Origin of the sequence: Sphingomonas sp. CARO-RG-8B-R24-01 (genome assembly GCF_022662295.1) — a bacterium.
Classification (GTDB): Bacteria; Pseudomonadota; Alphaproteobacteria; order Sphingomonadales; family Sphingomonadaceae; genus Sphingomonas.
On the sequence record NZ_JAKNQI010000003.1, the window covers coordinates 1 to 12,234 of the forward strand.

8 protein-coding genes are annotated in these 12,234 nt (G+C 67.5%); 2 read left to right on the forward strand and 6 right to left on the reverse strand.

Annotated features, from left to right (window positions below; translation table 11 throughout):
- Positions 1 to 61 precede the first annotated feature (61 nt).
- From L8G49_RS07890 to L8G49_RS07915, 6 genes are all read right to left on the reverse strand, one after another.
- Complete coding sequence (locus tag L8G49_RS07890) at positions 62 to 1,987, reverse strand: alpha-L-fucosidase (RefSeq protein WP_242183821.1); 1,926 nt, start codon at positions 1,985 to 1,987, stop codon at positions 62 to 64.
- A 39-nt stretch (positions 1,988 to 2,026) separates the two neighbouring features.
- Positions 2,027 to 4,555, reverse strand: coding sequence for a glycoside hydrolase family 95 protein (locus tag L8G49_RS07895; RefSeq protein WP_242183830.1), 2,529 nt, complete (start codon positions 4,553 to 4,555; stop codon positions 2,027 to 2,029).
- A 10-nt stretch (positions 4,556 to 4,565) separates the two neighbouring features.
- Positions 4,566 to 7,802 (reverse strand): TonB-dependent receptor, encoded by a 3,237-nt coding sequence (locus L8G49_RS07900; protein WP_242183832.1) that lies wholly within the window; start codon positions 7,800 to 7,802, stop codon positions 4,566 to 4,568.
- 99 nt (positions 7,803 to 7,901) lie between these two features.
- Positions 7,902 to 8,939, reverse strand: a complete 1,038-nt coding sequence (locus L8G49_RS07905) for a FecR domain-containing protein (RefSeq protein ID WP_242183834.1) — start codon at positions 8,937 to 8,939, stop codon at positions 7,902 to 7,904.
- Positions 8,936 to 9,487 carry a sigma-70 family RNA polymerase sigma factor gene (locus L8G49_RS07910; protein ID WP_242183859.1) on the reverse strand — a complete coding sequence of 184 codons (552 nt, stop codon included), beginning with the start codon at positions 9,485 to 9,487 and terminating at the stop codon, positions 8,936 to 8,938. Before L8G49_RS07910 ends, L8G49_RS07905 begins: the two co-directional genes overlap by 4 nt.
- Positions 9,488 to 9,867: 380 nt before the next feature.
- Positions 9,868 to 10,737 carry a LysR family transcriptional regulator gene (locus L8G49_RS07915; RefSeq protein ID WP_242183860.1) on the reverse strand — a complete coding sequence of 290 codons (870 nt, stop codon included), beginning with the start codon at positions 10,735 to 10,737 and terminating at the stop codon, positions 9,868 to 9,870.
- Between the two features lie 117 nt (positions 10,738 to 10,854).
- On the opposite strand from L8G49_RS07915, the gene L8G49_RS07920 reads away from it, so the two are divergent.
- Together L8G49_RS07920 and L8G49_RS07925 are read left to right on the forward strand one after the other, a co-directional pair.
- Positions 10,855 to 11,733 (forward strand): NmrA/HSCARG family protein, encoded by an 879-nt coding sequence (locus L8G49_RS07920; RefSeq protein ID WP_242183861.1) that lies wholly within the window; start codon positions 10,855 to 10,857, stop codon positions 11,731 to 11,733.
- Between the two features lie 33 nt (positions 11,734 to 11,766).
- Positions 11,767 to 12,150 carry a hypothetical protein gene (locus tag L8G49_RS07925; RefSeq protein WP_242183862.1) on the forward strand — a complete coding sequence of 128 codons (384 nt, stop codon included), beginning with the start codon at positions 11,767 to 11,769 and terminating at the stop codon, positions 12,148 to 12,150.
- Positions 12,151 to 12,234: the final 84 nt, after the last annotated feature.

The window sequence follows — 12,234 nt, forward strand, 5'->3', positions numbered from 1 at the left end:
GCGGAGTTAGCCGCGCGCCGATGACAGCGCCGGCCGGGCTCGTCTGGCTACACCCCGCGCATTACCGCAGCAGCTGAAGCCCGGCGATCGCCATCGTCGCCGCCGGCGCGGCCAGGCCGACGAACGTCAGCCGCACATACCTCGCGCTGGGCCGTCCCGGGAAGACGATCCGTTGCGGCGTCAGCGCGTTGGCGATGTTCGAAAACTCGTCCGCCCCCACGGCCGTCCAGCTTCGGCCATCGAGGCTCGTCTCGGCGCGATAGCCCTTGGGCGGTGCCGCATCGGTCATCACCGCGCGCGAGGGGATCAGCACGAACCCCCCCAGCCGCGCCGTCGACGCCAGCCGCAGCGTGACCGAAGCCGTCGCCGCTCCCCCCCTAACCGCAACGCGCCACACCGTCGCCGTGTCGTCGTCCGAAAGTGCCGCAGTGCCCGGCGCCGTCGCGGACTCGATCGACCACGCGGTCGCCGGCCATAGGTCGTCGGCCCGCGTCGGCAACGGGACATCGGCTGGAGCAACCTGCAGAAACAGGGCGATTTCCGAAATGGCGGGGCACGCCGGCGCCTCGGTGATCCGGAGGCGCAGACGTCGCGCCGTGACCGGGGCCGGCAGGCGAAGCACTCGCTGCGCCGCGATGCACGCCCCCGTCGCCGCCTCCTGCCAGCCCGCGCCCGTATCGAGGTCGATCGCGAAGCGTGTGACCCGCGCGCCCAGCAGAAGCCGTTCCCGGATCCGGATCAGGTCGAAACGGCGACCTGGCGGAAGGTCGAGCACGAGCTGCGGCGTGTGCACGTCGTCGGGAGTCGACCAGTAGCTGGCGGGATTGCCATCGAGCACCTTGGCGGCGGCAAAGGGCGGCCCGCGCTCGTGATCCGCCGAGGCAACCGCGCCGTTCGCGAGATCCTTCGCGAAGGTCGCCCGTTGCGCCCGGCCGAACGACCGGAGCACCGCGACGTCGGGATCGGCGAGCCGGCCGCGACGGTCCGGCGGCAGGTTGAGGATCAGGTTCGTTCCGCGCGCGACCGACTCATCGTACAGTCGCACCAGCCGCTGCGGGCTCTTCACCCTGGAATCCTCATCGGCGTGATAGAACCAGCCGGGGCGGATCGAGGTGTTGGTTTCGGCCGGCCACCACAAGGGGCCGTTGCGCAGACCGCCATTGCCTTCGGCCTGGCTCGGCTTGTGGTCGGGCATGGTCGGCCAGCAAGGGTCGCCCGCGACGCCGTCTTCATTGCCGACCCACCGGATATCGGTGCCGAGCGGTTCGAACGTGCACGCCATCGGCTGATGCTGGTGGACCAAGGCGACGATCGATGGCCAGTCATAATAGGCTTCGGCATCGATCTTCCGCGTCTCGCGCGCGCCGCCATAATAGCCGTCGCCGCCGTTCGCGCCGTCGAACCAGAATTCGAACAGCGTGCCGTAGCGCGTGCAGAGTTCGACGACCTGCTTGCGATAATAATCGATATAGGCGGGCTTGCCATAGTCCGCATGGTTTCGGTCCCACGGTGACAGATAGAGCCCGAAGGCAAGGCCAGCCCGCCGGCACGCCTGTTCGAATTCCCGGACGATATCGCCTTTCCCCTGCCGAAAGGGGCTGTTGCGGATGCAATGCTCGGTCAGGGTGGTCGGCCAGAGGCAGAAGCCGTCGTGATGTTTCGCGGTCAGGACGATCCCGCGCAATCCGCCCGCCTTGGCCGCGCCGACGATCTGGTCCGCGGAAAAGTCGGTGGGATCGAACAGGTTCGGGCGCTCGTCGCCATAACCCCATTCCCGATCGGTGAAGGTATTGATCGAGAAATGAATGAAGGCATATTGCGTCCGCTCGTGCCAGGCAATTTGCCGCGCGGAGGGTGTCGCGCCCCACGGTGCGGGAGCATCCGTCGCCCGACCGCGCGGGGTTGCGGCCGACGACGGTCCGATCGCGGCGAGCCCGGACACGGCAAGCCCGGAGACGAGAACGGCGCGGCGGGACAATTCGGACATGCAGGTTCCTCGTGAAGTCGAGTGGAGCGCGCGCGAGGCTTAGACCGGCACGGGTTGCGATGATCGACGGCGCAGGGCGATGCGATAGGTCCGGCCGTGGGCCGCAGCGACCTGCACGAGATCTTGGTCACGACCATGGGCGATCGCACGACCGGATTCCCGCACCGATTGCAGCGCGAACCCCGGCGGCGGGCGGATCGCAAGCCGCGCGCTGCCCGCCGTAATCGTGGCGGTAACGGTTGTGGGCGTCCAGTCGATCGCGACGCGGTGCCCGCCCCGCGCACGCAGACCGGAAACCCGTCCGGTTGGCCAGGCAGGCGGAAGCGCGGGGAGCAGGGCGAGGGCATCGCCGTGGCTTTGCAGCAGCATCTCGGCGATCGCGGCGGTGATGCCGAGGTTGCCGTCGATCTGGAACACCGGGCGCGGCTGTGCCGGGTGCGTATCGAGGAGATTACCGGCAACGCTGTGCGCGAGAAAGGCCGCCACCGATCTTCCCGCGTCCGCAGGTTGCCCCAGGCGCGCCCAGACGGCGGTTGCCCAGGCCCGGCTCCAGCCGGTGCTGGATCCGCCATGCGCTTCGCGTCGCGCAAGCGACGCACGGACGGCTTCCGCCAGGCCGGGCGCGCGGTGCGGATCGATGTCGGTCCCGGGATAACTGGGATAGAGGTGCGAGATGTGGCGATGCCCCGGGTCCTGTTCGACGCGGTCCTGCGACCATTCCTGCAGCTGTCCGAACCGGCCGACCCGATAGGGTTCGAGCTGATCGCGCAACCCCGCGAGGCGGTCGGCAAGGCCGCTGTCGTCGCCAACCAGTCGCGCCGCCGCGATGCAGTTGGCGAAGAGTTCGCGGATCAAGGCCAGATCCATCGTGCACCCCGTGCCGATCGCCGCCGCCGTTCCGGACGCCTCGATGTACAGGTTTTCCGGCGAGATCGACGGGGCGGTGGTCATCCGTCCGTCGCGCGGGTCGCGCACCAGCCAGGCGGCACAGAATTCCGCCGCCCCCCGCAGGATCGCGAAGCCGCGCTGCCGGAGAAACTTGAGATCGCCGCTGAAGCGGTAATGCTCCCACACGTGCTGCGCCAGCCACGGGCCCGCCATCGGCCAGTTGGCCCAGTTGGGATCGCCCTGGCCTGCGCCGACCGGATTGCTCATCGCCCAGACGTCGGAATTGTGATGCACGCACCAGCCGGGCAGGCCGTACAGCGTCCTCGCCGTTCGCGCGCCATTCGCCGCCAGCCGTTCGATATGATCGATCAACGGCCCATGGCATTCGGCAAGGTCGCAGCTTTCCGCGGGCCAATAGGTCATCTGCAGGTTGATGTTGGTGGTATAGTTCGAACTCCAGGGCGGGCGGACCGTGGCGTTCCAGATGCCCTGCAGGTTGGCCGGCATCGTCCCGGCGCGCGAACTCGCGATGAGCAGATAGCGACCCAGATGGAACAGCCGTTCGGCACGGGCGACGTCCTGGTCTCCCGGCGTTCCTGCGAGCGCCAACGTCGTACGACGGTAGAACGCGCGATGATCGGCCACGTGACGGTTCAACACCGTGCGATACGCGCGTCGCCGGCCGGCCGACAGGTCCCGCCGCGCATCGGCACGGATTGCGGCCACCGCGGTGTCGGGCGCGAGATCGAACCGGCGGAATCCCGTGGCGGCGGTGATACGCACGATCACCTCGGTCGCATCGGTGATCTGCACTGCATCCCCGACGGCAACGACCGTTCCGCCCGTCGCCTCGACGCTCAGCATGGTGACGAAGGCCATCCCGAGACCCGGCACGTCGGAATAGGCGACCGGATCGGGCACCTTGCGATATTCTGGTTCGCACCGCGCCGGAACCTTGCCGACGAGCGTCACGGTGGTCCCGTTCGCGACGGCGGTTCCGCGCAGCTGGGTGTTCAGCCCGATCCGGCAGGTCAGGGCCGATGCGCGGTCTGCGGCGAGGCGCAGGACGAGCATCCGGTCCGGATGCGAGGCAAAGAGATCGCGGCGAAAACCGACGTCGTCGCAGCGATAGGCGACCGATGCCACCGCCCGGTCGAGATCGAGCTCCCGGTGATAGGCGGTCGGCGTGCCGCGATGGTCCATCGCCAGCACCAGATCGGCCATGGGCGCGTAGCTCTGGCTATACGCCCCCTGCAGCGCCTTCGCGCGGCGATCGGCCTCGATCCCGTCCCCGGCGAACGCCGCCGCGCGGACCGCTGCGAGGGTTGCGCGACCGTCGTGATCCGCCGCCGGGTTCGGCTGGCCGGTCCAGAGCGTGTCGTGGTTCAGCGAGATCGTGTCCTGCGCGATCCCGCCACCCATCATCGCGCCGAGCGTGCCGTTCCCGACCGGATGACCGAGCAGCCATTCGTCCGCCGGCATGCTTGCGCCGATGCGGTGGCGTGCGTCCTGGGGGCCGTCCCCCGCGCGGGCGGCCCCGGCTTGCCCCGCCAACCCCAGCAGAACGGCGCCCCCGCCCGCCGCCAGGACGTCCCGCCGCGAGTACCCGGCCGGATCGCCTTCGTCGCATGGCGATCCGTTCGGAACGTCCGCCGTCGCGCGGGGGACGTCGCTTGCCATGTCCACCGGCTCAGAAATTGATCGATGCCCCGAAATTGATCGAGCGGCCGAGCGAATCATAGACTGACGGGGACGTGTTGACGCGCTCCGCGGCCTCCAGCGGCGGGCTCGGCCGTATTGGGGCGGACGCGTCGAACATATTGTTCACGACGACCCGCAAGGTCAGCTTCTGCCCGATCGTGATACTGCCGCTGACGTCGAACAGGTCATAGGCCGGCAGATATTTATACTGGTCGGGGACGGCCGGGTCGTCGGAGCCGAAGATCGGGTTGCCATCCAGTCGCGAGTTCTTCAGCCCCGAATTGTGCCGCCAGTTGAGCGAGATGAGCGCCGGATTCCGCGCCGACCGGGGCGAGGAGAGGGTGGTGCGGAAATTGTGCTGATACCGGCGATAGCCTTGTCCGGCATAGGGACCGAACAATCCCACGACGTTGAAATCCGTGTCCGGCAAGCCGAGGTCGCCGCCCTTGTCGGTTTGTAGCGTGGCGACATAGCTGGTCGAGAATTGTGCCCAGCTGCCGAGCCGGGTTTCGTAATTGGCCGAGAAGTTGAACCCGCTCGCCCGTGTCTTGCCGAGATTGGAGTAGCCCTGGTTGATATAGCCGCTCGTCGCGCCGGCGTTGCTGAACAGCGTCCCGTTGGCGTTCCGGACCAGCTGGCCGCAGAAGAAGTCGTAGCCCGTGTTGGCGCAGGTCTGGGCGAAGTCGATCGCGCGATAATAGCCGATCCCGTTCTCTATCTGGATATTGTAATAATCGGCCGTCGCCGAGAAACCGTGGAGCATCCGCGGGGTCAGCACGAGGCCGTAAGTGTAGGTGTGGGCGATCTCCGGGGTGACCAGGCCTTGCGAGCCGTTCCGGACGGTGCACAGATAATCCAGGCATTGCGCGATCGAGCCATATTGCGCCGCGGTCACCCCCGACCGCTGGCACGCCGCAAGGCTCGCGACCGGATTGGCGCCGGCGCAGGGATCGCCGAGCGTGTTGGTGTCGAGCGTCCCGTAGCTCACCGCGGCATTGGACGAGAGTTCGTAGATGCTCGGCGCGCGGGTCGCCTTGTTGTAGCTGGCGCGCAGCAGCAGGTCCGGGATCGGCCGCCAGCTGCCATCGAACTTGTAGGTCGAGCGCATCTTGTCGACCCCGGAATAGCGCGACCCGCGGATCGCCGCGCCGACGCTCAGGTCGCGGATGAACGGTCGGTCGCTGACCAGCGGCACGTTGATTTCGCCGTAAATGTCCTTGGCGTTGTTCGACAGGCTCGACGGGGTCGAGCCGAACGCCGCCTGATAGGCCGCGTCGGGGTTGGAGCGGTAGCTGTTCTTGCGATATTCGACGCCGAACGCGACGTTGATCCCCTTGGTCGAGAACGGGCTGCGGATCCCGTATTCGCCGAGATCGCCGGTCACGTTCGCATTGCCGACCCATTGCTCGTACCGCTCGCGAAACTGGCCGCCGCCCGCGCCATAGGACAGCGCGTCGACCGCCGCCGCGCTCGGACCGGCGCTCGAGAAGATGTCGAGCGGAACGCAGCCGGGGTTTGTCGCGGCCGAGGCGCAGGTGGCCACGCCATTCACGTTCACGACCTGCAGTGCGGCAGCGACCTTGGTCGGGTCGACGCGGTTGTTCTGGCGCTGCTGATAGAGGGTCGTCGAGTAGACCCCACCGACGTCATAATGCCACGCGCGGCCGAGATCCCCGCGGAAGCCGGCGACGCCGCGGTAGATCTCGTTCGACGACCGCGTCGTCTGCGCGCCGCTGAACCGGTATCGGACGTCGGTGGTGACGTTGGTCGCGGTGCCCGCCGCGCTGCCGCACAAGGCTTGCGCCTGTTGTCCGGACAGCAGCGGATTGTCGCAATTGATCGCATAAGCGACCGATCCGGGCTGGATCGTCGCCGGGTCCGACTGGCTGACCGCTTCGGACTTCAGGTACAGGCCGTTTGCGTAGAGCTGCAGGCCGGGGGACACTTTGTAGTTGAGGAAGACCGCGCCGTTGTAGCGGGTGTTCTCCCGCTGGAAATAGAAGGTCTGATTGTAGTTATAGCCGTTCGCCCCGCTGTAGGGGACGAATGCGCGGCTGCCGTCCGAGGCGTTGCTGTAGACCGTACCGGTCTGGGCCGGTCCCGACAGCGCCTGGAAATAGCCCGACGGGGTCGCCGAGGATGGCGACGCGCACACGACGCTTTGTGCCGACAGGGTGATCGGGCAGACCGAGAAGGAGCGGTCCGATGCCGGCACGGGGTTGACCTTGCTATAGGCACCGAAGACCGAGATGTTGCCCCGCCCGCCGTCGAAATTATGGCCGACGCTGATGTTGGCGTCGAACCGGCCGCCATCGTTCGCCGATCCCTGCGGGACGGCGAAGCCGGCATTCCGCGCTGCCTGGGCGGCGATATTGTCGCGGTTCGTGGTGTTGTAGAAGCCGTAATTGACGTTCGCGTTGACGCCTTCGAAGTCCTTGCGCAGCACGAAATTCACGACGCCGCCGATGGCATCCGAGCCATAGACGGCGGACGCGCCGCCGGTCAGCAGGTCCACGCGTTCGATAAGCCCGACCGGAACCACCGAGGCGTCGATGCCCTCCGTAACGCCGATCCGCTGGCCGTCGATCAACGTCAGCGTCCGGTTCGTCCCGATTCCGTGGAAGTCGAACTGCTGCCGGCCGTTGCCGTTCGACAGATTGGTATCGTTGTTCTTGATCGCGGGAACCCGGTTCAACACCTCCTGGACGCTGAACGCGGATTGCAGCTTGATTTCGGCCTGGCCAACGCTGGTGACCGGCGCGGTTTCGACGAGGTTCTTGGAACGGATCCGGGAACCCGTGACGATCAGGTCACCGCCCTGCGGCTCGTTCTGTGCGGAGTCCGCCGGAAGGGGGGAAACCGCCGGAAGGGGGGAAACGATCGCCGAGACCGGCGCCGCGGCTGGCGCTCCCGAAACGACATAGACGCCCCGGGCGGTGCGCGTGATCCCCATGCCGCTGCCTTGCAGCAGGCGGTTCAGCGCCGTGTCGACGGTCATCGTGCCGGTTACTGCGGGGGACTTGCGGTCACCGAGCGCGGCCTCGTCGAACACCAGCTCAACCCGGGCCTGTCGGCCCAAGGTGCGCAACGCCTGCCCGAGCGGCTGCGCCGTGATGGCGAACGGAAACTGCCGTTGCTGCGCATAGGCCGGCGTTGCGATCGCCACTGTCGCCACGGCCATCGCCATCACGCTCGCGCTCACGATCACCCGCTGTATCACTCTCATGTCCCGCCCCTTTTTTACTGTTATGCTTTTATGACGTTCGAGGAGGGCAGACACACAGCAAGGTTCGAACTTTTTTATGACCTTTGGCGCAAGATGGCACTAGATTGGGCTATGGACGCCGGTAATCGTGATGGTGTCCCGGTCCGACGCGACCCGCACCGGGAAGGTCGCGGCGACGGCTTGCGCGAACGCTTCATTGTCGCCCACGTTGAAAATGCCGCTGACTCGGATGTTGACGGCCGACGGCGCAATGTCGAGCCGTCGTCCGGCAGCATAGCGATTCATCCGCTCGGCCGCGACCGCCAGGGTTTCGCGCTCGAAACTGATTTGCCCGTCCTCCATCCCTTCACTGGCCGCCGCCGGGCGAACGGCACCGACGTTGCCGACGGTCGGCATCCGCAATTCCAGACCGGGCGTCAGGACTCGTTCGGCGGTCACGATATGACCGTCGCGGCGAACCATTTCGCTGCTGCGGCCGCGATCGGTATCGCGCAAGACCGCGATGCGGCCCTCGAACAGCGCGACGCGGACTTCCCTGGCGAGGCGTTCGACCGAAAATTCGGTCCCCGTCGCCACCACCACGCTGCCACCGCTATGCACCGCGAACGGACGCAACGGATCCTTGGCGACCTTGAAGCGTGCACGGCCGCGGTCGAGGACGATCGTGCGACGCTGGCTGGTGAACGCGACCGAAGCCTGGCTGTCGGCATCGAGCGACAGGCGCGATCCGTCCGCGAGCACGATCACCCGGCGCTCGCCGATCCCGGTGCGATACTGTTCGCCGTCCTGGCCGCGCCACAGCACGGTCCCAAGGGATACCGACAGGAGCGCCACCGCCGCCACCGCCGCCTGCAGGGGGCGCCTGCCCCACCCGGCGTGGACCCAGCGCCGCTTCCCGGCCCGATGGATCGCGCCAAGCGCTTCGCGCCGCAGGGCGAGCAGCTCGGGCGCATCCGCCTCCTGCTCGACCGCGTCCCACACCGCGAGCGCGGCATCCAGATGATCCCGACGCTCTTCATTGCCCGCGAGCCATAGCTCCAGCGCCTCGGCCGCGTGGGGGAGCATGTCCCCCTCGCGCAGGCGGAGGCACCAGGCGATCGCCGCATCCCGGTCGCTCGTTGGCGGAATGCCGGTCATCGTGCCTTCTCCAGGTCGGCCAGCAGCGCGCGCATCGCATTGGAAATGTGTTTTTCGACCGCGCTGACGGAAACGCCGAACGCATCGGCGATCGCCTTTCGTTGCATGCCCTCCAGCCGGTACAGGATGAAGATCTGGCGGGTTCGGTCGGGGAGGGCTTCCAGCGTCTTCGCGACACAGCCGACGCTTTGGCGCGCAAGCAGAAGCCGTTCCGCGTCGATCGGGTCGACGTCGCGATCCCGGTCGTGCGTGCGCGCCTGGACGTAGCGCGAACGGGTCGCCTCCCGCCGATAATGATCGCGCAGAAGATTGGCCGCGGTCTGGAAGATGTACCCCTCGGGATTTCCGGTGGGGTGGCTGGTCATGCTGGCGATGCGAACGAACAGGTCCTGAATAAGGTCTTCGGCCTGCGCCTGGTCGTGCAGCCGGCGAACGAAGAACGACAGGACCGCCGGGCGCATGTCCCGCAGGCGTGCCAGCAAATCGACCGGCTCGGAGGCCGGTACGGGATCGGGCATGTCGTTGCTCATGTCCGTAAGACGTCCCATCGATCCGGATGCACAGCTGCGGGAAAGCGCGGTCCTTCGAGCGGGCACCGCTGCAACGCCGGTATGTGCGATAGTCCGGGCGCCAAGGCGGGCATAGCCACGATCGGCCGCCCGTCGGATTTTCCGGACATGGTGCAAGGACATCAGGCTGCGGTGCCCGGCCGCCATCCGGCGCACATCCTGTTGGCCAGGCGGCAGAGGCGCATCCTCTGGCAGCTCCGGATCGGTCGCCCGAAACCGCGCGGGCAGATGGTGGGGACGCTCGGCCCGGACGGCGCGTCGATGACGCGCATGACCCGGCGACGGATGGCGCACGGCGTCGTCGAGCAGCGCGGTGGGAAGCGTGCTGCGACCCGCGGGCGCACCCGCCGGCCAATGCCTTACACGATCGACGTCAGCACTTCGAGGAACGCGCGGATCTTGGAACTCGACAGGCGGCGCGAATTCTGGAGCGCCCAGATTTCGACCTTCGGCCCGTCATCGACTCCCCACACGAGGAGCCGACCCGCGGCGATGGCCGGCGCCGCGAGCAATTTCGGCATGAGCGCAACGCCCGCGCCCGCAAGCACCGCGTCCTGGACCATCAGGAAAGAGGAAAAACGCAGCCGGATCTGCGGGCTCACCAGTCGCGCGCCCGCACCGGTCCGGACCGGCCACAGCGCTCCCGTCGAGGTGCCGATATGCGCCACCGCGGGTGCAGCGGTGATGGCCCCTTCCTCGCTCGCGCGGAGCGGGTCGGGCAGGTCGGGCGATGCCACCAGCAGGCGTTCGTCCTCCAGGATGCGCCGTCCGACCAGGCGCTCGTCCGGATCGGGGTTGATGCGGATGACCAGATCGTAATTGTCCTCGACCGGGTCGACCTTGCGATCGTCGGCGACGATCTCGAGCGTGACCTGCGGGTAAGTCCGGACGAAATCCGCCGCGACGCGCGGGAGCAGGACATGCGCGAGCACGATCGGTGCACTGATCCGCAGCGTGCCGCTCGGCACCGACGCGCCGGCGGTGACGGCGCGTCCGGCCTCCCCGAGCTCCAGCAGCGGACCCTGGGTGCGCTCGTGCAGCGCGCGGCCCTCCGGCGTGAGCCGCAAGGTCCGCGATCCCCGGTCGATCAGCCGAACGCCGAGCTGCGCCTCCAATTCGGTCACCTTGCGCGACAGCGTCGCCTTGGGCCGCTGCGCCGCGCGACTGGCGCGGCCGAAGCCGCCGTGCGCGGCGACGAGATTGAAATCGGCAAGGGCAGCAAGATCCATGTGCTGTTCCACTAGCGAGACGACGTGTCCTGATCTTGCCAGCTTATGCGAATATTCGGAACATCTATCTTGTCCCCATCGACGACGCGCTTGGCTCGCCGATCCCGGAGAGACGACATGACGATCTTGGTAACAGGCAGCACCGGCACGATCGGTACACAGGTTCTCGCTTTTCTCGACGGGCGCGGTGTCGCGGTGCGTGCGCTGACGCGATCGCCCGAAACCGCGCAGTTTCCAGTCGGGGTGGATGCCGTGAAGGGCGACCTTTCCGACATCGACAGCGTCCGCGCAGCGCTGGACGGCGTGACCACGCTGTTCCTGCTCGCCCCGAACGCTCCCGATGAACTGACGCAGGCCATGCTGACGCTCGACGCCGCCAGCGCCGCCGGCGTGAAGGGCATCGTCTATCTTTCGGTGTTCAAGGGCGAAGCCTATACCGACGTGCCGCACTTCGCGAGCAAGGTCACGGTCGAGCGCATGATCCACGCCGCCGGGCTGCCCGTCACCATCCTGCGTCCGGCCTATTTCATCCAGAACGACCTGCGCCAGAAGGATGCGCTGCTGGGCGCAAGCGTGTACGCCATGCCGATCGGCGACAAGGGCATCTCGATGGTCGACATCCGCGACATCGGCGAAGCCGCCGCCAACGAGATCCTGCGCCGCGAGCGGGCGGATGCGCCGTTGCCGCACGCGACCTTTGCGCTGGTCGGCCCCGACGCGCTTACCGCCGCGACGATCTCCGCCCTGTGGAGCGACGTTCTCGGTCGGCCGATCGGCTATGCGGGGAGTGATCTGGATGGCCTGGAACAGCGGCTGAAGGCGTTCGGACCGGCCTGGCTGGCCTATGACATGCGGCTGATGATGCAGCGCTACCAACAGGACGGCGCGGTCGCCACCGACGCCGAGATCGGCCGCTTCACGACGCTGCTCGGTCATGCCCCGCGGTCCTACCGCGACTTCGCCGAGGATGCCGCCGCGGCCTGGGCGGCAGCCTGACCCCGCAACGCCCCGTTCCCAAGGAGACCTTTCATGACACGCGTCCTGTTCGTCGGGCAAAAGCCCGAAACCGTGGATTTCTCGGATCCAGCGCTGCCGCCCGGCTTCGACGCCGACAAGATCAATGCCGGGATCGCGATCGCGCTCGAAAAGATCCGGGAGCGTGGTTGGCATGGCGACACCTGCATGATCACGCCCGATGCGTCCGGCGGCGCCATGCTCGCGAAGGCGCTGCGCGATGCCGCCTATGACTGTGTGGTGATCGGGGGTGGCCTGCGGCTCCCGCCCAGGAGCCTCGCGCTGTTCGAAATGGTCGTGAACCTCGTCCACAAGACCGCGCCCGATGCCGCGATCGCCTTCAATACGCGACCCGAGGATACCGCCGAAGCCGCTGCCCGCCAGCTCGGCGAGGCATGAAGAGGGGGCCGCGCCGCCGATGATCCCGAAAAGGCAATGCTGCGGCGATCGTCGTGGCTCGCTTGACGGGCGGCAAACGGCTAT